We start from the raw sequence: 21,859 nt of genomic DNA, 5'->3' as shown, positions 1-21,859 counted from the left end.
TCTGAGTAAACTTTGTATTCTGATTTATTCTGCAAAGTAACAAAATATTACGTCAACTCCGAAATCAGAGAAACGCTTTTCGGCAGATTGTATGTATCTTTGCAACCGCAAAACAAACAAGTTGTTTTGTATTATCCGCCTTAATTTCTACCATAAAATTTCTCTTATTTATCCTTTTAATTTTAGACTTATGGCAGGGATTTTCATTCTTTTGTTCTACTATTTTCTGGGGACATTGGTTGCCTATCTCATCGGTAATTTTATCCCGGGAAGCATCATGGGTATGTTGCTGCTTTTCCTTTCGCTGGTTTTTAAGATTATAAAGCCGGAGCAAGTGCGCAAGTCAGCCACTTTTTTTCTGGACAACATGATGCTGTTTTTCATTCCACTTGGGGTTGGCCTGATAGCATCTTATGCCCTGATTGGCAAATTCTTAACTGCAATTACCATTGCGTCGGCCGTCAGCACTGTGCTGGTGCTTGTCGTTGTGGCACTGATCGCTCAAAAGATGGAGGGAAAGAAAGATGCATAACCTCATTCATTCCCAACTATTTTTGCTGACATTTACCATTGGTGTCTATGTGGTTGCATTGTGGGGATACCGCAAAACAAAGATAATGCTGCTGCATCCGCTGATTACTTCCTTACTGGTTATCATTGCCGGAATCAAAACCGCAGATATTCCTTATCAGGAGTATGCCGAAGCAACCAAAATCATTGACTTTATGCTTGGTCTTTCAGTAGTTGCGTTAGGCTATCTGCTTTACGAACAAATGACTCACATGAAAGGTAACATCACCGCCATGGTGACGGCCATTCTGATAGGAAGCGTGGTAGGGATCGTAAGCGTCATACTCATTGCCAAAGCTTTAGGTGCAGACCCTCGCATTGTTGCCTCTCTCGAACCGAAATCAATAACGACCCCGATTGCGGTTACCGTTTGTGCGCATTCGGGCGGCATTCCCGCACTGACAGCCATTGTTGTAATTCTTGTTGGCATTTTCGGGGCTGTGATTGGTCCGTTTATTCTTAAAAAACTGGGCATTGAAAGTAAACTGGCACGCGGACTGGCACTTGGTTCGGCCGCACATGCCGTAGGAACCGCCCGCGCCATGGAGCTTGGTGCTGTGGAAGGCGCCATCAGCGGACTGGCCATCGGATTGATGGGAGTAGTCACTGCCGTGATGGTTCCCGTTATTGAAGCCATCATGCGGTTTTTCGAATAAATGTTTGTATTTTTGTGCTTTATGTACTAAACACAAAGAGCTTTGTGTCCTTTGTGGTTAACCCAACTCATTCCCACTTTTTGAAGACTATACTTGAGAATACAAACCAAAGACTCTATGAATAAAATCACCATACTTGGAACAGCTTATCCCTACCGTGGAGGAATAGCTTCGTTCAACGAAATGCTGGCTCGTACATTCCTAAAAAAAGGGAAACAACTGAACATAAAAACTTTTACTGTACAGTATCCTAATTTTCTATTCCCCGGCAAAACACAATACTCCGAATCGGCAGCACCCGAAGGCATCGACATCGAACGGTGTGTAAATTCGGTCAACCCGTTCAACTGGATACGTATGGGTCTGCGCATTCGTAAAGAGCGTCCCGATATGGTACTGGTGAAATACTGGACTCCTTTTCTGGCCCCCTGCCTCGGAACTATCTGTTACCTTGCAAAAAGCAACAAACATACCCGCATCTTTTCGCAACTCGACAACGTGGTGCCTCACGAAGCTCACTTTTTCGATTCGTGGCTGACACACTATTTTGTCCGTTCCGTCGACGGGTTTGTCTACATGTCGCAGCAGGTGAAACAGGATCTCGATAAATTCACAACCTCCAAACCGGCACTTTTCTCTCCGCACCCGGTATTTGCCAACTTCGGGGAACGCATAGAGCGCAAAGAAGCCATTGCTCATCTCAATTTATCGGAAGATACACAATACCTGCTTTTCTTCGGTATTATCCGCGACTACAAGGGACTCGACTTGTTGATTGACGCATGGAAACTATTGAAAGATAAAGGGCTGACAAAAGGAAAGAAAGTGATTGTTGCCGGCGAATACTACAATAACAAAGAAAAATATACCACTCAAATTGAATCACTTGGACTTCAGGATGATATTCTGGTACACGATTCCTTTATCCGCGACGACGAAGTAAAATATTACTTCTCGGCTGTTGATGTGGTGGTACAACCGTATAAAGATGCCACCCAAAGCGGTGTAACGCAGATTGCCTACCAGTTCTCGGTCCCGATGATTGTTACCAACGTGGGCGGACTGGCCGAAATCGTTTCCGACGGGCGTTCTGGTTTTGTTGCCGAATCTTCACCCGAAAGCATTGCCGCAGCAATCGAGAAGTTCTATACCATCGGGGGAGCTCCGCACTTTGCAGAAACGATTGCCGAAGAACGCAAGCGTTTTACCTGGGAAGCCATGACCGAACAATTTGAAGTACTGTACAAACAACTCGAGACAAAAGATTAAAGAACCAAGAATCAAGATCAAAGCTGTTTCCAGTTTAGCAGTTGTCTTGATTCTATTATCTTGGCTACTGACTCTATAATCGCCAATGAATAACCTGTATATAACCTTATGCTACTGAAAATCTACCCTGAAAATCCCAACCCAAAAGCCGTGGAACAAGCCGTGGAGGTCTTGAGAAATGGCGGCGTTATTATCTACCCTACCGATACCGTGTATGCCTTCGGATGCGATATTTTCCAGGCCCGGGCGGTAGAAAAAATCTGCAAATTTCGTGGTATCGATCCGGCAAAAGCGCACCTATCGATTGTTTGCTCCGATCTGAGCCACCTCAGCGAATTTGCCAAGGTCGACAACAATACCTTCAAACTGATGAAACGTTTGCTGCCCGGCCCGTTCACTTTTATTCTGAACCGCAGCAACAAACTGCCGAAGCTGTTCAAAGAACGGTCGGAAGTCGGCATCCGTGTACCGGACAACAATATCACAATAGAACTGGTAAAGGCTTTGGGCAACCCGATCCTTTCGGCCTCGCTTCGTGATGACGACGATGATGTGCTCGAATATCTTACCGATCCCGAACTGATGTGCGAAAAATACATTTATGAAGTGGATATGGTTATCGACGGCGGCTTCGGAAACATCAAGCCTTCTACCGTTATCGACTGTACAGGCGAAGAACCAGAAATTGTCCGTCAGGGAAAAGGAAAAGTGGAGCTTTAAAGAGAACAAAGATCAAAGAATAAAGAACAAAGACTGGAGTTTGATTGTGTCTTGTCATCCTCAAATTTCCAAATCTTCAAATCCCCAAATTGACATGCTGCTTTTCGGATTAATAGGCCACCCGCTGGGTCATTCGTTTTCAAAGAAATATTTCACCGAAAAATTTGAACGCGAAGGCATCGATGCCGCCTACGAATTGTTCGATATCGACGATATTGCCCTGTTGCCTGAGGTGTTGAAGGACGAACGCCTCATCGGCCTCAATGTAACTATTCCCTACAAGGAGCAAGTAATTCCATACCTAGACGCGCTCGACGAACGGGCAGCCGAGATCGGGGCAGTGAACGTGATCCGCATCGTACGCGATGGAGAACACATCCTGCTCACCGGTAGCAACTCCGACGTGGTAGGGTTTCGCGAATCGATCCGCCCCATGCTCAAACCGCATCACAAAAAAGCACTCGTACTGGGAACCGGAGGCGCTTCCAAAGCTGTTATTTACGGATTGAAAGAGCTGAACATCACATCGACGCTGGTTTCACGTTCTCCCCTCAAGGATGGCCTGACATACGACCAATTGAACGAAGAAATTCTGAAAGAGTACACGGTGATTGTCAACGCCTCACCGGTAGGAACCTTCCCGCACGACGACGAAGCTCCGGCTATTCCGTACGAGTTTGTTACTCCCGATCATCTATTGTACGACCTGGTTTACAACCCTCCCCGCACCCGCTTTTTAGCCCTGGGACAAGAGAAAGGAGCTGCCATCAAAAACGGACTGGAAATGCTGGAAGGACAGGCTGTGGAGGCTTGGAAAATCTGGAACCGGTGAAAATAAAAAACTCCCACAGATACGATTTTAATCTGCGGGAGTTAACCTATGAGTAAAGATACATGCTAAACCAACCCTGAGTGCATCACGCGTTAGAACCAGTTTGTGTGCTATCTACAAATACACGGGCAGCCAGTTCTTTGTCGAGAGAGTAAATGGCATAACCGTTGTCTTTTACCAGCTTCAGAGTATCGACAATGGCTTTCACATTTGCTTCTTCTTCTACCTGCTCGTCAATAAACCAACGCAGCATACTCTGTGTGGCATGGTCTTTTTCTGCTACAGCGGTATCTGCCAGATGGTTGATACGAGCGGTCACTTTCTGTTCGTGTTCCATCGTTTCTTCAAAAACGCCCAACACCGAATCCCAGTTTGTCGGAACCGCCTTAATAGGTTGAACCTCTGCCTTACCTCCACGTTCAATCACGTAGTTGAAAAATTTAATGGCATGGGTGGTTTCTTCCTGATACTGAATATACATCCAGTGGGCAAATCCCGGCAATCCCAAATCGGAAAAATGAGCCGACATGGAGAGATAGAGTTGAGCTGACCAGAATTCGTAATTAATCTGGTCGTTGATTTCCTTTTCTAACAGTTTGCTAAGCATAATTCGTTGGTTTTTATCGGTTGAAAGTTAATACCTCTTTTCTACCACCGACCAGTCGACCAGTTCCCAGAAGGTAGCCACAAAATCAGCGCGGCGATTCTGATAGTCAACATAGTATGAGTGTTCCCACACGTCGCAGGTAAGTACCGGAACGAGTCCTTTCTTCAGCGGATTGCCGGCATTGCTTTCCTGTACGATTCCGAGCGAACCGTCTTCTTTTTTTACCAGCCATGCCCATCCGGAACCAAACAAGGTAACAGCTGCTTTTGTAAATTGTTCTTTGAAGGCATCAAACGATCCAAAGCTCTTATCTATTGCGGCTGCCAAAGCTCCCGAAGGTTTCGATGCGGCAGGTTTCGGTGCGAATTGCCAGAAAAAGAAAGTATGGTTCCATACCTGAGCTCCGTTGTTGAAGATCGGACCTTCGGCTTTCTTTACAATTTCTTCGAGTGAAGCATCTTCAAACGGCGTGCCCGGAATCAACCCGTTCAGGTTGTTGATATATGTCTGCACGTGTTTTCCCCAGTGGAGGTTAACAGTTGTTTCACTCATTTTTGGTGCTAATGCGTCTGCTGCATACGGCAGTGCCTGTAATTCGTATTTCATCGTTGAAAATATTAATAGTTAGTAATTTATAACCTAATCAACTGTTCAAAATTCGTTGAACTTCAATCGGTCTGTCTTTTCTTTTTCTATATCAGTTGCGTGTTAAAATCTGATTGTGATTGCAAATATAATGCGGAAATCTTCGGATTATACTTTTACAGAAATAAATATGGCTATTGATAAAATCTATAAGAAACTTGGTTCTTTCTGCATTTAACAATAATAACAATTGATGCGCTATGAATCATTACTATTTTTTCGGATTGAAAAGAAACAAAATAAAGACCTTTTCCTTTCGCTATATAAACAACATTTCGATTGTTTATAAGAGTATGTATCTATTTTACTGTAAATTAAAGCACCTGTTCCCTTTTTTAGAACTTTTTTATTGCTTTTTATATTTGCCTTTTGAATTTTCGATTATTTGTTATTACTTTTGCATTTAGTGAAAAACGAAAACAAGTAACTATGTCTAACGTAACAGAGGCTGTAATCAATCGTCTACAATTACAGTCCGAACAAATCAGAAAACGGTTGGTGGAGATTGTGTACGCATCTAAATCCGGCCACATTGGAGGCTCGCTTTCTTCCGTGGAAATAGAGACCGCTCTCTATTTTCATGTCATGAATATTGACCCGAAAAATCCCAAAAAAGAAGACCGTGATCGCTTCATTCTCAGCAAGGGACACAGCGTGGAAGCTCTCTATTCCGTGTTGGCCGCTGCCGGATTTATTGACGATTCTTTACTCGAAACATACGGTAAGTTCAAATCTCTTTTGGCCGGTCACCCGACAAAAAAGACTCCTGGAGTAGAACTCAACAGCGGGGCATTGGGCCATGGATTGGCAGTGGGTGTCGGTATGGCAATCGCCGCAAAAATGGACAAGAAATCATACAAAACATACGTTTTGATGGGTGACGGCGAACAGGGCGAAGGCTCTATCTACGAAGCTGCTATGTCGGCCAGTCATTATAAATTGGATAATCTGGTTGCTATCATTGACCGCAACTGCCTGCAAATAAGTGGGAAAACAGAAGACGTCATGGCACTCGAACCCATGCGTCAACGCTGGGAAGCTTTTGGGTGGGAAGTTTTCGATGTCGATGGCAATGACATTGCCGATGTGACAAATACCTTTGTAAATATGGCTCCCAACAATAAACCCAAACTGATGATTGCTCACACCACAAAAGGATGTGGCATCTCTTTCATGGAAAAAGTGGCCAAATGGCACCACGGAATACCCAACGACGAGCAATATGCCGAAGCCATTGCCGAAATTGAAGAACGCATTCAAGAATATGCCAATGCGTCAATCCGATAATTTGTAAATAATATATGACAAATACGATTCCATGCCGTAAAATGTTCACCGACACACTGGTTGAACTGGCAAAACAAGATAAAGATATCATTGCCGTCACCACCGATGCACGAGGTTCCGTAACTTTGGATACCTTTGCAAACGAGCTACCGGCTCAGTTTGTAGAGCTTGGCATTGCCGAACAAAATGCCGTTGGAGTTGCGGCCGGACTGGTATCGGCCGGAAAAAAAGCTTTCGTGTGTGGTCCGGCATGTTTCTACGTTGCACGCAGTCTCGAACAAGTAAAAGTGGATGTGGCTTATTCTGCCAATCCGGTAAAAATTCTGGGTGTAAGCGGCGGTGTAAGCTATGGAGCTCTCGGTTTTTCACACCACAGCCTGCACGATATTGCCGTGTTGCGTACGTTCCCGGGAATGCACATTGTTTTGCCCTGCGATATTTATCAAACGAAAAAACTGGTAGAAGAATTGATCGACTACCCTTATCCTGTTTATATCCGTGTAGGCAGGAATGCAGTTCCCAACGTTTACGAATCGAAAAATGTGGAATTCAAAATAGGGAAAGCCAATCAGCTTACCGATGGTGATGATTTGACTATTATCGGAACCGGAGAAACGGTTTATCACTGTCTGGAAGCCTCTAAGATATTGAAAGAAAAAGGAATCAATGCCCGCGTAATCGATATGCACACGCTGAAACCTTTCGATAAAGAAATCGTTGAAAAAGCGGCTGCCGAAACCGGACGCATTATAACCGTGGAAGAACACAGTATCTTTGGAGGACTGGGAAGTGCTGTGACCGAAATCGTGTCGCAGACTCATCCTGTACCGGTAAAAATTCTCGGCATTCCCGACGAATTCGCGATTCATGGCAAACCCCTGGAAATTTTCCATCATTACGGGATCGATACAGACGGGATTGTCAATGCCGCTCTGACCTGACTTGTAGAATACCTTTAATTTATAACTACCATGAAGATCAAAACTGTCTTATTCTTATCATTTTTATGTATTGGTTCCGTTTTTGGTCAGACAACCATCGAAAAATGGAAAATATTCGAAGTAAAATTGAATGGGCCAACCAACGGGAATCCGTTTACAGACATCCGGCTGCAAGGTAAATTCATTCAGAATAACGATACAGTGACAGTCTCCGGATTTTACGATGGAGCCGGAATTTACAAGATCAGGTTTATGCCCCAAAAGGAGGGCAAATGGAGCTATATCACCGCCAGCAATTCAAAAAAACTCGATAAGAAAAAAGGGAATTTTCTGTGCACAGCAGCTCTCAAAGGAAATTTCGGACCGGTGGTTGTAGCTGACACCTTCCACTTTGCATACGCCAATGGCAAACCATACTATCCGTTCGGCACCACCTGTTATGCCTGGGTGCATCAAGGAGATAGCCTTGCGGAAGTAACCCTCAAAACATTATCAAAAGGTTATTTCAACAAAATGCGCATGTGCATTTTCCCAAAAGATTATGACTGGAACAAAAAAGAGCCTTTCTTGTATCCTTTCGAAGGGAAACCTTTAACCGATTGGGATTACACAAAATTCAATCCTGCCTATTTCAGAAATATTGAAAAAAGGATTGCTCAACTGGATTCACTGGGCATTGAAGCTGACCTGATTGTATTTCATCCCTACGACCGTTGGGGCTTCAAGAAGATGGATCGGAAAACGGATGATCGTTACATCAATTACATTATAGCACGATTTGCCGCTTACAAGAATGTTTGGTGGAGCATGGCCAATGAATACGATTTCATGGCAGAAAAGAAAAAGGAAGATTGGGATCATTACATCCAGCTTTTTGCGGCCAACGATCCATACAACCACCTTCGTAGCATCCATCATGGTTCCGTCATGTATGACCACACCAATCCCTTACTGACGCACGCCAGCATTCAAAATGAAGATACCTATCGGGCAAAAGAACTGAGAAATAAATTCAAGAAACCGATCATTTACGATGAATGCCGATACGAAGGCAATATCAATTGGTCGTGGGGAAATCTCACAGCAGAAGAGATGGTGAACAAGTTCTGGCGAGGAGTTACCAATGGGGGGTACGTTGGGCATGGAGAAACCTACCTTACCGAAAACCCTGTTCAATTCGGATACAAGTCGGATGCCGAAATGTGGTGGTCCAAGGGCGGAGTACTCAGAGGAAAAAGCCAGGAACGAATTAAGTTCTTAAAAACAATCATTGAAAGCGCTCCCGGATATTTGACCCCGGTTGTCAATTATGAGTATTGGATGCCATACTCGGCTGTTGCCTATAAAGATGAGTATTTCCTGAATTATTACAACATGGATCAGCCGCGCAGCCAAATAGTAAACTTACCGAAAAATGCACAATACAAAGTTGAAATCATCAATGGCTGGGACATGACCATCACTCCTGTTGAAGGTGAATATAGCGGAAAAACCTTGATTCAGCTTCCGCAAAAACCTTTTACGGCAATACGTTGTACAAAAGAAAAGTAATCTGTCATTGAATTCTATATTTTATTGTAAACTTTAGCGCTACATCGATTCTCATTTTTTTCGAGCATGAAATACACCTTAACCATCGACCAGAGCACATCGGCGACCAAAGCCATGTTGTTTGACGAAAACGCAGCTCTTGTTACCCGCGCATCCGTCGATCACAAACAGTACTATCCTCAACCGGGTTGGGTAGAGCACGATGCCGAAGAGATTTTGCAAAATGCTTACAAAGCTGCTGAGCAGGTTCTGCAAAGAAGTGGTATCGCACCGTCATCGGTACAAGCCGTCGCCATCACCAACCAGCGCGAAACCGTGGTAGTATGGGATAAACGCACCGGCAAACCGGTCTACAATGCAGTGGTATGGCAATGCAATCGTGGCGCTGCCATTTGCGACCAACTGATCGCTCAGGGTCACGAGCCGATGGTTACCGAAAAAACAGGTTTGATTATCAATCCTTATTTTTCGGCAAGTGGTGTCAAGTGGATTCTAGACAATGTGAAGGGTGCCCGCGAAAATGCGGAAGCCGGTCATCTGTTGATGGGCACCATCGACGCATGGCTAATCTGGAACTTCACAAACGGGGCAAAACATGCCACCGACTATACGAATGCTTCACGCACGTTGTTGTTCAACATCCACACACTGGACTGGGACAACGATCTTCTCAACATATTTACCATTCCAGCAACGATGATGCCCGAGGCACTTCCCTGCGATGCGCAATACGGCTCCACTACCCTTAACGGACTGCTCGCCGAAACTCCAATAGCTGGTGTTTTAGGCGATTCGCACGGAGCGTTGGCCGGACAAATGTGTTTTGCAAGCGGAATGGGAAAAGCAACCTACGGCACCGGTTCGTCTATCATGGTCAATATCGGCGAAAAAGCGCTGACTGCACCTAAAGGATTGGTGACTTCTGTAGGCTTTGCCGCCAATGGCAAAGTTTATTATGCCTTCGAAGGAAATATTCACTGCACCGGAGCCACTATCAAATGGCTGCAGGACGACCTGCAACTAATACAATCAGCAGCCGAAACCGAAGCGCTGGCCACATCCGTAGAAAGTACCGATGGCGTCTACTTCGTACCGGCTTTTGCAGGCCTGGGCGCTCCCTGGTGGAACAACGAAGCAAAAGCCCTTATTTGCGGCATGAACCGCGGCACTAACAAAGCACACATTGTTCGCGCTGCTCTCGAATCGATTGCTTATCAGGTAAAAGACCTGATGTCGCTCATACAGGAGTCGGGCGTAGCACTGAAAGAACTGCGGGTAGACGGCGGTCCGGTAAAAAATAACTTTCTGATGCAATTTCAGGCCGATATGCTTCAGGCAAAAATCAACCGCAGTCCGATTGAAGAGGCATCTGCTTTAGGTGCAGTGTTGATGAGCGGCCTGGCCATGAATCAATGGACATCTGAAGAAGAGATTATTGCTCTTAGAAAAGAGAATGACTATATTGTGCCCACAATGCCATCGGATAAAGTCAATTCTTTGTACAGGGAATGGCAAAAGGCAGTGAAAAGAACGTTGATGTAAATTTATAAACCTAATACTTAAATCACTCTCTCAATGGCTTACAAACAACAACTTACATTTGGTATCATTATCGGTACCAGAGCGTATTTCAATTCGGCATTAGCAGCCGACGTACGCGCTACGGTTTTAAAAGAAATAAAAGCTCAGGGTCACGACTACGTAATTCTGGACGAATCGGAAACTCCTACAGGTAGCATCGAAACTTACGACGACGCAAAAAAATGCGCTGCACTGTTCCGTGCCAACCGCGACAAAATAGACGGTATCATCGTTTCGTTGCCGAACTTCGGCTATGAAGTAGGTATTGTCAACTCTATCAGTTTGTCAGAACTCAACGTTCCGGTGCTGGTGCAGGCATGCGACGACGAAAATGACAAAGTATCACTGGACAAACGCCGTGACGCTTTCTGCGGTAAGCTTTCGGTTTGCAACAATCTGTATCAGTACAACATTCCGTTTACGGACACATCACTCCATACCTATTCCATCCACAGCAAAGAGTTCAAAAAAGACGTGGATAAATTCGCCCGTATTTGCCGCGTGGTGAACAGCTTGCGTAAGGCTCGCATCGGTCAGATCGGTTGCCGTCCTATCGGCTTCCAAACCTGCCGTGCCAGCGAAAAACTGTTGCAAAACAGCGGTATCACCGTTGTGCCGGTTGATTTATCGGAAATACTTGCGGCTGCCAACAAAATGGACAAAGAATCGGCTGTTATCAAAAGCCGTATCGAGCAAATGAAAGCTTATGCCAGTGTACCTAAAGAGCTGGAAGACAAATTGCTGCTTCAGGCACAATTCGGTCAGGCAGTGGATAACTGGATTGCAGAAAATGAAATCGACGCTTCGGCTATTCAGTGCTGGGATTCGCTGGAAAAAAATTACGGTTGCGCCACCTGCCTCAACATGAGCATGATGAGCGACCGTCTCTTCCCGAGTGCCTGCGAATCGGATATTGCCGGTGCTGTTTCTATGTACGCGTTGATGCAGGCATCGGGTGTTCCTGCCGTGTTGGCCGACTGGAACAACAACTTCGCCGAAGACCGTAACAAATGCGTTTGTACACACTGCGGCAACTTTGCCAAAGGTTTCACGAAAGCCCCAATGGCCGTGAGTTCTCTGGGCGTATTAGGCAACGTGTTGGGCCGGGTTAATACTGTGGGCGCTATTCTCAGCAAAGTATCCGAAGGCGACTTCACCTTCTTCCGTATCTCTACAGACGATAATTACGGTGTAATAAAATCGTACCTCGGAGAAGGAAAAATTACCAACGATCCTTACGGAATGGATGGATGTATCGCCGTTACAGAAGTAAACAACCTTCAGAAACTGATGAAATTTATGTGCAAAAACGGCTTCGAACACCATGTGGCACTCACCCGTGGTAATGTTGCCGAAGTGTTGCAGGAATCAATCGAAACGTATCTCGGTTGGGATCTGTACAATCACGAATAACAACAAGACAATTAGTGGTTAGTGATCGACTTTTCATCACTGACCACTAATTATTTCCATTTCAACCTTATCTCAATCTAATTAAACCAAACACACAATGACACTAATCCAGAACTACGTACCGGCTATTATCTTTTTGATATTTAGCATGATATGTTGGGGTTCATGGGCGAATACCCAGAAAATGGCTGCCAAAACCTGGCGCTACGAATTATTCTACTTTGACTTCGTGTGGGGCCTTCTCCTCACTGCCGTTGTTGCTGCTTTCACTCTCGGAAGTTTCGGCTCCGATGGACGTCCTTTCCTGGAAGATATTGCAAAAGCTGACGGAACAAGTATTCTATATGCTTTAGCCGGCGGTATTGTTTGGAATTTAGGAACATTTTTGCTGGTTGCGGCAATGGCTATTGCCGGTATGGCTGTCGGTTTTCCCATCGGTGGAGGACTGGCCTGGGTACTCGGCATCATTGTCAACTTTATCATTGCCGGATCACAGGGAAATAACGTCGCACTATTATTTACCGGCGTCGCACTGATTGTAGTCGCTATTTTCTGCTGCATGGCTGCCTATAAGAAACTGGTAGCCGGCAAACAACAAACCACTACCAAAGGGATTGTCGTTTCGTTGCTGGCCGGTCTGACCATCGCCTTTTTCTACGGGCTGGTAGTAAAATCGCTCGATCCGGCTTACGTAAGCGGCGGCTCGGGAAATCTAACTCCTTTTACCGGCGTATTTTTCTTCACCATCGGTGCGGTCATCAGCACCCCGATATTCAACCTTTTTGTAATGCGTCACCCGGTCGAAGGCGAGAAACTCACTCTCCGCGACTATTTCAAAGGCGACCTGAAAACTCACCTAATCGGAGTTTTGGGAGGCATTATCTGGATGTCGGGTATGGTTATCAGTTTTATGGCCGTTCCGAAAGCAGGCCCAACCATTTCGTATGCACTAACCAACGGAGCTCCCGTTGTGGCCATGTTTTGGGGTGTTTTTGTATGGAAAGAATTTAAGTCTGCACCCAAAAGCACCAACATTCTCCTTACAGCCATGTTCTCTCTGTTTATCATCGGCCTGGTATTGATCACGCTTTCAAAAGCATAAACAGTTGCCATGAACAAAGGAAAAGCAGTTATCGGACTGGTAATGAAATCGCTGCAAGCCGAATTTTTTCAGGAAATGCAGAAAGGAGCTCTGGCATTTGCCGCCACACGCAATGATTTTGAACTTATTACTGTCGGAACTAACACTCAGACAGAAATAGAGCTTCAGATAGAACTGATCGACAACCTGATACAACAAAAGGTCGATGCACTGGTGGTTGTTCCCATCGATTCGAAAGCATTGGTTCCAGCTGTTGTAAAAGCAGTAAAGGCCGGAATAAAAGTCATCAACATAGACATTCGACTGGACGATGACTTATTGACACAAAACGGTATCGAATTGACCTATGTCGGCCCCGACAATGCTACTGCCGCTAAAGCCGTTGGTGATGTTCTGGCCGCTAAAATAGGCAAAGGTGCCAAAGTTATCCTTATCGAAGGCCTTGCGGTTGCCGAAAATGCACAACAACGTAAAGCCGGATTTCTGCAATCAATCGAAGAAAATAAGCTTCAACTGGTTGCTTCGGAAGCCGCCGACTGGGAAACCGACAAAGCAGAAGAAGTATTTGCCCGTTTATATGCTCAGCATCCCGACATTGACGGAGTAATGTGCAGTAACGATGCGATGGCTCTGGGAGTAATTAAAGTGCTGGATAAAAGCGACAAGGCTGGAAAGATTGCGGTTGTGGGTTTCGACAACGATCCATCCGTTCAACCGCTGTTAGAAAACGGACAAATGCAGGCAACAATAGATGCTTTCGGATCACAAATGGCTGTTGAAGGGATACAATACACGCTGAAAGTTGTCGGAGGCTTGGAAAACAGAGGTTCTTTCACTACCCCGTTCACTTTAGTCAGCAGAAAAAACGATGCAATTTGATATAAAATAAGCTATTATACTCTCCAAAAAGCAATTTGGACGACGACAAGAAATCGGGTTTTTGCAAATAAAACTGTATCTTTGCATACCAAACCCAAGACTAAAAAAGGACTCACATGTCATTGCAACTGAATACGGTAGAAGAGGCTATAGAAGATATAAAACAAGGTAAAATTGTGTTGGTTTTTGATGATGTTGCCCGCGAAAATGAAGGTGACTTTATTGCAGCAGCTGAGTTGGCAACTCCGGAAATCATCAATTTTATGGCCAAATACGGAAGAGGCCTTATATGTGCCGCCCTCACAGAAGAACGCTGTAACGAATTACAACTGGAGCGAATGGTGCAAAGCAACACGGCTTTAATGACCACCAATTTTACAGTTTCAGTAGACCTGAAAGGACATGGCTGCACTACCGGCATTTCGGCTTCCGACCGCTCCAAAACGGCAAAAGCACTTGTGGATGCCAACACCAAGCCCGAAGATTTGGCTCGTCCGGGACATATTTTCCCGCTCATTGCTCATGCTGATGGCGTGTTAGGACGAATGGGGCACACCGAAGCTTCGGTGGATTTACCCCGTCTTGCCGGTTTGAAACCCGCCGGTGTATTGGTCGAAGTAATGAACGACGATGGCACAATGGCACGCTGGGACGACCTTGTTGAAGTTGCTAAGCAACACTCCGTAAAACTGATATCTATTACCCAAATCAAAGAATATAGAAAACACATTCAAAAATAACGATTATGCTCCCAAACCAACGACGCGAAAAAATCCTGGAACTGATCCGGGAAGACGGCCACGCTAAAGTGATGGATCTGAGCCGTATCTTCAAAGTGACAGAAGTAACCATACGTCAGGACCTTGAACGAATTGAGAAAGAAGGTCTTATTGTTCGCGAACATGGTGGAGCCTACCTGAAAGATATTGATTCGAATGTCAGGAATTTCAGCCTGCAAAATCAGGAAAATATTGCCGAGAAAATAGCCATTGCCCGCAAAGCTGTAGAGTTCATTACCGACGGCGATACTATCATCCTTGATTCGGGATCAACCACAACTGAAATCGCCAAGTTGTTAACCAACTACCGCAATCTCACCGTCATTACCAATGCCCTGAACATTGCTCTCATCCTTGGAGCTCAAATGGGTATTACCGTGATTGTTACCGGCGGAGAATTCAAAGCACCTACCCTTTCGTTGACAGGTCAGAAAGCTGCTGATTTCTTCCAGAGCCTGCATGTCGACAAGCTATTTTTAGCCACTGCGGGCATCGCCCTGAAGTCGGGGTTAACTTATCCGGGCATCAGCGATATTTGTGTAAAAAGAGCCATGATCGAATCGGCCAACGAAACGTTTCTGGTTGCCGACTCTACCAAAATCGGCAAAAGTTCATTTGCCAGTCTGGGTGCGTTATCATTAATCAACTACCTGATCACCGATTCTAAAATTACGGCAGATGACATCAAATGGTTGAAGAACTATGATGTTCAGTTCGTGATTGCCGAAGCAACGGAATAATTGCTTCAGGTATAAACTTTAACGGGAGCTCCGCGCAATACGGCCAGTCCGTTCATTGCCAGAGCTTCCATTTCATCTTCGCCCGGAAAAACCTTCACAGGAGCTATAAACGAAACCCGACGGGTGATATTGTCTACGATATAACCGCAATAGGCAATTCCCCCGGTCAACAGGATAGCATCTACTTTCCCCTCAAGAACCGTTGCCATAGCTCCAATTTCCTTTGCCACATTATACGCCATTGCATCCATCACCAACTTTGCCTTTGGGTCATTTTCCTGCATTGCTAAACGTTCTACCTTACGCATATCACTGGTTCCCATCAGCGACATCACACCGCCTTTACCGTTAATCATCTGCTTAATATCGTCGAGCGTATATTCGCCGCTAAAACAAAGTTTTGCAACATCCACTGCCGGTAGCTGACCTGAGCGGTTGGACGAAAATGGCCCTGAACCGCTAATGCCATCATTTACATCGATAACCCGCCCGCATTGATGAGCTCCCACCGTTACTCCGCCTCCCAAATGGGCAACCACCAGATTCAGCTCTTCATACGGTTTATCCACCGATTTGGCATACAAGCGACTGATTGCTTTGTGATTCAAGGCATGAAACAACGATTTGCGGCAAAACAGCGCATGTCCCGAAACCCGAGCAACATCCGTCATTTCATCCACCACCACCGGATCGGCAATAAAGGCACGGGCTCCCGGAATGTCAGCAACCATTGCTTCAGCCAACAAGCCTCCGAGACTACTGGCATGTTCTCCCTGAATACCTAGCACCAGATCTTCATGCAGGCGGGCATTCATTTCATAAACCCCCGATTCTACAGGTTTTACCATACCGCCCCGCCCCACTATCGCATCCAGCGATTGCAGGTCGAAACCGGCCTTTCCAAGCGCATTCAGTATCAGATTTTTCCTGAATTCGAACTGGTCGGTTACTTTTTTGAAGGGCTTTAGCTCCTCGGATCTATGATCGATGTTTAACGTGAAAACGCAATGCTCGTCCTGGTAGAGCGCAATTTTGGTGGAAGTTGATCCAGGATTGAGAGATAAAATATTGTACGACATAATTAATTGAATATCAATTAATATATTCGTCCACAAAGAGAAGAAAATTTGCACAAAAGTTCTCTTTTGTACGCCTATATTAAGGTTAACTTTTGTGCAAATATAATAAATTTTCCTTATCTTGAAACACGTCCTGAGCCGTCGCCTTTCATCAAACCTTCCACTTCAGCAACCGATATCAGATTAAAGTCGCCCTGAATGGTATTTTTCAGTGTGGATGCTGCCTGAGCAAAGTCTAAAGCTTTCTGGTCGTCGTCCGGATAAGCAATCATACCGTAAATCATTCCTCCCACAAATGCATCGCCAACCCCCACACAATCAACCACGTGAGTAATGTCGTAAACGCGGGTGTGTTTCAAAGTTCCGTTGGAATACAGAACACTGGCAAGCGTGTTGTGATTGGCGTTGATCGTATTACGGAATTCGATAAATACTTTCTTGCAGCGGGGAAATTTTGCCACCATCTCTTTGGCTGCTTTTTCGTAACTGGCAAGATCCATTTCGTAGCTGGTATCTACCGCCTTGAAGTCGGCCATTGATATGCCTAAAACCTTGAGATATTCGTCATGACTGCCGAAAACAGCATCGCTGTAAGCCACCATTTCGGGTAATACCTCCGGAGCTGTTTTTCCATAGTTCCAAAGATTCTTCCGGAAGTTAAGATCACATGATATGGTCAGTCCTAGCCGATCAGCTGCATGAATAGCTTCGCGGCACACATCGGCAGCCTCAGGTGATAAAGCGGCCGCCACACCCGACCAGTGAAACCAGGAGGCATCGGCAAACACTTTTTCCCAGTCGATCATTCCCGAAGCAATGGTGGCAAAAGCCGAATCGGCACGGTCGTAAACCACCTTCGATCCACGTGATATGGATGCATTTTCAAGGAAATAGATACCCAACCGTTTACCTCCGTAAGCAATGTGCTGTGTGCCCACATTGTAGGAGCGAAGCTGGCTAAGACAGCTTTGCGCTATTTCATTTTGCGGCAAACGTGTTACAAACTCAGTATCAACGCCAAAATTGGCAAGTGAAACAGCAACATTAGCTTCACTTCCACCGAATGTAGCCACATACTCCTTTGCCTGGGCAAAACGAAGGTATCCCGGAGCTGTAAGCCTCAACAGTATCTCTCCAAACGTAACAACCTTATTTTTCATTATAAATCAGTTTTAGATAAATGATGTCATGAATTTCCAACGCTTTTGCATCGCTCCACAAAACAATAAATCTATCCTTCATTGAAAAGAAGGAGAAAAGAGCCTTTCTTTCGGGTCTTTTTCTTCTCACGTCAATGCCGGATAGAAACCAATACATTGTTTATCTGCACATAGCAAAAACAATGGTTCCACTATTAATATATAAGCGAAGTTAGTAGTTTTCTTTCAAAATGTAATGCCGACACGGTGAATATTCTAACACAATGACAGAAAATAAAAAAGCCATTCCGTTATTCGAAATGGCTTTAATTTACTGTGATTATGTTGTTTGCGGTTCCGGATGATCAATATGAGCAGCGAGTTTTTCCTCTTCGGTATTCACAATCATTGTAACTGTGTCACCGGGAGCAATCGTTGCCCTCATAATTATATCAACCATCTCATCTTCAACATATTTCTGAATGGCCCGTTTTAATGGACGTGCGCCAAACTGAACATCGTATCCCTTGTTGGCAACAAACTCTTTTGCTTCGTCAGTCAGCACCAGGCGATATCCAAGGCTCTCGATCCGGTTGTAAAGACCCTGCAATTCAAGATCAACAATCTTCAGAATCGATTCTTTGCTCAACTGATCGAACATAATCACGTCATCCACACGATTGAGGAATTCAGGCGCGAAGGTTCTGTTCAACGCTTTCTGAATCACGCTCCGTGAACGTTCCGACGCAGTCGTCAAATCGTTTTCTTCCAGACGGAAACCAACACCGGCTCCAAATTCTTTCAACTGGCGTGTTCCCACGTTGGAGGTCATGATGATAATCGTATTCTTAAAGTCAATACGACGTCCAAGGCCGTCAGTCAAATGCCCTTCGTCAAACACCTGCAACAGGATGTTGAAAATATCAGGGTGAGCCTTTTCTATTTCGTCCAACAGGATGATCGAATAAGGTTTTCTTCTCACCTTCTCGGTCAGCTGACCACCTTCTTCGTAACCCACATAACCCGGAGGCGCTCCGATAAGCCGCGAAACGGTGTATTTATCCATATATTCGCTCATATCCACCCGGATCAACGAATCGTCGGAACCGAACATGAACTGAGCCAGTTGTTTGGCAAGGTGCGTTTTTCCGACACCCGTAGGTCCGAGGAAAATAAATGCACCAATCGGTTTATTCGGGTTTTTCAGCCCGACTCTGTTCCGCTGAATAGCCTTCACTACTTTCTCTACGGCTGCCGTTTGACCAATCACCTTTTTGTTGATGCTTTCCTGCATTTCAATCAGTCGTTCGTTTTCAGCCTGCGCAATACGCTGCATTGGCACGCCCGACATCATGGCGACAGTTTCTGCTACCTTATCGGCATCCACAACCTGACGCTGTTCTTTGGTCGATTCTTCCCAACGCAAAGTGGCTTCTTCCAGCCGTTCATGACACTTCTTTTCGTGATCTCTGTATTCGGCTGCAAGTTCAAATTGCTGATTTTCTACCGCTTTTTGCTTGGCCTGTTTAGCCTCTTCGAGTTCTTTCTCAAGAGTTTCGATCTCCTTCGGAACTACAATATTGGAAATATGTACCCTCGATCCCGATTCATCCAAGGCATCAATTGCTTTATCCGGGAAACAACGTTCGGTAATATAGCGGTCTGTCAATTTGACACAAGCGGCAATTGCTTCGGGAGTATATATCACACGGTGATGATCTTCGTACCGTGATTTTATATTGTTCAAAATTTCCAGTGTTTCCTCAGGCGTAGTCGGTTCCACCACAATTTTCTGGAAGCGGCGTTCCAAAGCCCCGTCTTTTTCTATGCTCTGACGATATTCATCCAGCGTGGTTGCTCCGATGCACTGTATTTCTCCACGGGCCAAAACCGGTTTCAAAATATTCGCCGCATCCAACGAACCGGCAGCTCCGCCAGCCCCCACAATAGTGTGTATTTCGTCGATAAACAGGATGATCTGAGGATTCTTCTTCAATTCATTCAGAATGGCGATGAGACGTTCTTCAAACTGTCCGCGGTATTTTGTCCCGGCCACAATAGAAGCCATATCCAGCGCAATAATACGCTTTTCGAAGAGCGTACGGGGAACTTTTCGCTGAACGATACGCATGGCAAGTCCCTCAACAATAGCCGATTTACCCACACCAGGATCGCCAATCAGAACCGGATTGTTCTTTTTGCGGCGACTCAAAATCTGAGCAACACGTTCTATTTCGCTCTGACGTCCCACAACCGGGTCAAGCAGATTTTCACGTGCAGCTTTGGTCAGGTCGCTCCCAAAATTGTTGAGTACAGGAGTATCTCCAACCTCTTTAGTGCCGGGTTTATCCGATTTCTGATTTGACAATTTCGAACCGCTAAGTTCTTCATCATCATCCTCATCATTAGGAAATCCACCACCCATATGAATGTCTTTTTTCTCTTCTATCAACCCACGTACATTGTCATAATTCACATCCTCACCTCCAAGAAGCTGAGCAGGTAAATTATCCTTTTCCTTCAATATTGCAAGCAGAAGATGCTCTGTGTCTGCAATACTTTTGTTCAACGAACGAGCTTCAAGATACAAGATCTTAAGTATCCGTTCTGTGTTTCTTGGAACTGTCAAATCGCTGGCTGATACAACATTATCTGTTTTAACCTGATCTTCAATCTTCTTTTTTAATTGAGACAGATCGGTATGCAGCGAATTGAGGGCTTCGATGGCCTTTCCTTCGCCATCGCGTATCAGCCCAAGCATCAGGTGCTCCGGTCCTATATAGCTGTTACCCAACCGTTCCGCCTCTTCGCGGCTATAGCTGAGCACATCTCTTAATTTATCCGAAAATCGGTTTTCCATTATTATTCCCTTTCTTGTTTATACCACAAATATAACTAATCCTTTTGCCTTTTGCCAATGCTTTGCCCATTTTATCGGCAAAGTTGGCCTTTTTTTATTCCGATAAGATAGCTGTTGAATCTTCTTACCGAAATAGATACTACTACAATCAAAGCCTGTGCCACAAAAAAAAACGGCAATTTTGGCAGATTTACTTCCTGCGGAAAGAAAATAAGTGCTATTTTTGCATCTGACAGAAAAATGATGAGACGAAAAAAGAAATACCACCTACACCTCTTTATATTACTAAGTTTGCTGTTGATTGCAATAGTAATAGCAGCCCTTTTCATACGACCTTACCTGCAACCACGTATGTTTCGTGTTCATACCTGCACCTGCGACTTCTGCAAAGATGCCGCTGCGCCGATTAGTTCGTCCGAATTACTGGACGACCTCAACGATGTGCAACTGGAACATGCTCAGGTAGGAGGACTAAAACAAACATTCGATACGGACAGTGATTTTTTGAAAGCCGCCGATGTGCTGGTTAAAAAAGACATATTGGTTCATCTGGTTGATTGTAAGTTCTTCCATATAGATGAGTTAAGGCACTCTCATCCGTATCTGGTTCCGGAAGCCGTTAACTTACTGAAAGATATAGGCGTGGAGTTTCAGAAGAGACTGAAAGAAAATGGCTTGAAGGATTTCCGTTTTGTTGTAACGTCTGTTTTGCGGACTGACGAAAGTCAGCATAAACTGGGCAAACACAACGGCAACGCCAGCAATAATTCGGCGCATCGGTACGGCACTACCTTCGACATCACTTACAACAAATTCATGGATGGAGATACGGTTGCCTATCCGGCCAAAGTTCCTCATATCTTTGCCGAGACCCTCATTGATATGCGCCGTCAATGCCGCTTCCTGATAAAAAAAGAGCGCCATCAAAGCTGTTATCATATTACGGTAGCAATATGCAAGGAAAGCCTTGCCAACAGACCCGAGCAATAATGAGTCATCTTTTATTAAAAAAAACGCCATAAAAACAGGCAAAAGTCAATATTTTATTTTACCTTTGCAGCCCGAAATGACTCCGTAGCTCAGTTGGTAGAGCAATTGACTCTTAATCAATGGGTCGAGGGTTCGAGCCCCTCCGGGGTCACTAGAAAGCACTTAAATTCAACAATTTAGGTGCTTTTTTATTTTCACAAAATCTCATTTCCATCCTTC

At 45.0% G+C, this 21,859-nt stretch carries 19 protein-coding genes, 1 tRNA gene and 1 pseudogene; 16 read left to right on the top strand and 5 right to left on the bottom strand.

Annotation, left to right across the window (positions count from 1 at the left end; all coding sequences use genetic code 11):
• Positions 1-190: 190 nt before the first annotated feature.
• The 5 genes from PJIAN_RS03820 to PJIAN_RS03800 all read left to right on the top strand — a co-directional run bounded on the left by PJIAN_RS03820 (position 191) and on the right by PJIAN_RS03800 (position 4,047).
• Positions 191-532 (top strand): CidA/LrgA family protein, encoded by a 342-nt coding sequence (locus PJIAN_RS03820; RefSeq protein ID WP_068702731.1) that lies wholly within the window; start codon positions 191-193, stop codon positions 530-532.
• The gene (locus PJIAN_RS03815) at positions 525-1,226 is read left to right on the top strand and encodes an LrgB family protein (RefSeq protein WP_068702165.1); all 702 of its coding nucleotides are present in this window, start codon (positions 525-527) and stop codon (positions 1,224-1,226) included. The genes PJIAN_RS03820 and PJIAN_RS03815 overlap by 8 nt, the downstream gene beginning before the upstream one ends.
• A 117-nt stretch (positions 1,227-1,343) precedes the next feature.
• On the top strand, positions 1,344-2,495 hold the full coding sequence (locus PJIAN_RS03810; protein ID WP_068702163.1) for a glycosyltransferase: 1,152 nt from the start codon (positions 1,344-1,346) through the stop codon (positions 2,493-2,495).
• Between the two features lie 108 nt (positions 2,496-2,603).
• Complete coding sequence (locus PJIAN_RS03805) at positions 2,604-3,215, top strand: L-threonylcarbamoyladenylate synthase (RefSeq protein ID WP_068702161.1); 612 nt, start codon at positions 2,604-2,606, stop codon at positions 3,213-3,215.
• 94 nt (positions 3,216-3,309) lie between these two features.
• Entirely contained in the window at positions 3,310-4,047 is a 738-nt protein-coding gene (locus PJIAN_RS03800; protein ID WP_068702159.1) for a shikimate dehydrogenase family protein, read from the top strand.
• A gap of 85 nt (positions 4,048-4,132) precedes the next feature.
• On the opposite strand, the gene PJIAN_RS03795 is transcribed toward PJIAN_RS03800, so the two are convergent.
• Positions 4,133-4,654 (bottom strand): ferritin, encoded by a 522-nt coding sequence (locus PJIAN_RS03795; protein WP_068702157.1) that lies wholly within the window; start codon positions 4,652-4,654, stop codon positions 4,133-4,135.
• 27 nt (positions 4,655-4,681) lie between these two features.
• Complete coding sequence (locus PJIAN_RS03790; RefSeq protein WP_068702155.1) at positions 4,682-5,260, bottom strand: superoxide dismutase; 579 nt, start codon at positions 5,258-5,260, stop codon at positions 4,682-4,684.
• Between the two features lie 468 nt (positions 5,261-5,728).
• On the opposite strand from PJIAN_RS03790, the gene PJIAN_RS03785 reads away from it, so the two are divergent.
• The 9 genes and pseudogenes from PJIAN_RS03785 (at position 5,729) to PJIAN_RS03745 (ending at position 15,572) form a co-directional block, all read left to right on the top strand.
• Entirely contained in the window at positions 5,729-6,586 is an 858-nt protein-coding gene (locus PJIAN_RS03785; protein ID WP_068702153.1) for a transketolase, read from the top strand.
• Between the two features lie 14 nt (positions 6,587-6,600).
• On the top strand, positions 6,601-7,527 hold the full coding sequence (locus tag PJIAN_RS03780) for a transketolase family protein (protein WP_068702151.1): 927 nt from the start codon (positions 6,601-6,603) through the stop codon (positions 7,525-7,527).
• Between the two features lie 30 nt (positions 7,528-7,557).
• Positions 7,558-9,078 carry a DUF5605 domain-containing protein gene (locus PJIAN_RS03775; protein WP_068702149.1) on the top strand — a complete coding sequence of 507 codons (1,521 nt, stop codon included), beginning with the start codon at positions 7,558-7,560 and terminating at the stop codon, positions 9,076-9,078.
• 66 nt (positions 9,079-9,144) lie between these two features.
• Positions 9,145-10,620 (top strand): glycerol kinase GlpK, encoded by a 1,476-nt coding sequence (gene glpK / locus PJIAN_RS03770; RefSeq protein WP_068702147.1) that lies wholly within the window; start codon positions 9,145-9,147, stop codon positions 10,618-10,620.
• A 33-nt stretch (positions 10,621-10,653) separates the two neighbouring features.
• Positions 10,654-12,072 (top strand): L-fucose/L-arabinose isomerase family protein, encoded by a 1,419-nt coding sequence (locus PJIAN_RS03765; RefSeq protein WP_068702146.1) that lies wholly within the window; start codon positions 10,654-10,656, stop codon positions 12,070-12,072.
• Between the two features lie 97 nt (positions 12,073-12,169).
• Positions 12,170-13,174 (top strand): GRP family sugar transporter, encoded by a 1,005-nt coding sequence (locus tag PJIAN_RS03760; protein ID WP_068702144.1) that lies wholly within the window; start codon positions 12,170-12,172, stop codon positions 13,172-13,174.
• A 9-nt stretch (positions 13,175-13,183) separates the two neighbouring features.
• Entirely contained in the window at positions 13,184-14,053 is an 870-nt protein-coding gene (locus PJIAN_RS03755; protein WP_084252243.1) for a sugar ABC transporter substrate-binding protein, read from the top strand.
• Positions 14,054-14,169: 116 nt separating this feature from the next.
• Positions 14,170-14,775: pseudogene (gene ribB, locus PJIAN_RS03750) on the top strand (3,4-dihydroxy-2-butanone-4-phosphate synthase); the annotation flags it as partial.
• 23 nt (positions 14,776-14,798) lie between these two features.
• On the top strand, positions 14,799-15,572 hold the full coding sequence (locus tag PJIAN_RS03745; protein ID WP_068702142.1) for a DeoR/GlpR family DNA-binding transcription regulator: 774 nt from the start codon (positions 14,799-14,801) through the stop codon (positions 15,570-15,572).
• A gap of 5 nt (positions 15,573-15,577) precedes the next feature.
• Here PJIAN_RS03745 and buk read toward each other — a convergent pair whose 3' ends face one another.
• From buk to PJIAN_RS03730, 3 genes are all read right to left on the bottom strand, one after another.
• Positions 15,578-16,651 (bottom strand): butyrate kinase, encoded by a 1,074-nt coding sequence (gene buk / locus PJIAN_RS03740; RefSeq protein WP_068702140.1) that lies wholly within the window; start codon positions 16,649-16,651, stop codon positions 15,578-15,580.
• Positions 16,652-16,767: 116 nt separating this feature from the next.
• Positions 16,768-17,811 (bottom strand): sugar kinase, encoded by a 1,044-nt coding sequence (locus PJIAN_RS03735; RefSeq protein ID WP_068702138.1) that lies wholly within the window; start codon positions 17,809-17,811, stop codon positions 16,768-16,770.
• 319 nt (positions 17,812-18,130) lie between these two features.
• On the bottom strand, positions 18,131-20,650 hold the full coding sequence (locus tag PJIAN_RS03730; RefSeq protein WP_068702136.1) for an ATP-dependent Clp protease ATP-binding subunit: 2,520 nt from the start codon (positions 20,648-20,650) through the stop codon (positions 18,131-18,133).
• A gap of 240 nt (positions 20,651-20,890) precedes the next feature.
• Between PJIAN_RS03730 and PJIAN_RS03725 the strand changes: the two genes are divergently transcribed.
• The gene (locus PJIAN_RS03725; protein ID WP_153802476.1) at positions 20,891-21,640 is read left to right on the top strand and encodes a DUF5715 family protein; all 750 of its coding nucleotides are present in this window, start codon (positions 20,891-20,893) and stop codon (positions 21,638-21,640) included.
• A gap of 78 nt (positions 21,641-21,718) precedes the next feature.
• Positions 21,719-21,791 (top strand) — tRNA-Lys (locus PJIAN_RS03720).
• The last annotated feature ends 68 nt before the right edge of the window (positions 21,792-21,859 follow it).

This window comes from Paludibacter jiangxiensis, assembly GCF_001618385.1.
In the GTDB taxonomy this organism is placed as follows: Bacteria; Bacteroidota; Bacteroidia; order Bacteroidales; family Paludibacteraceae; genus Microbacter; species Microbacter jiangxiensis.
This window is presented reverse-complemented; position numbering and strand designations above follow the sequence as displayed.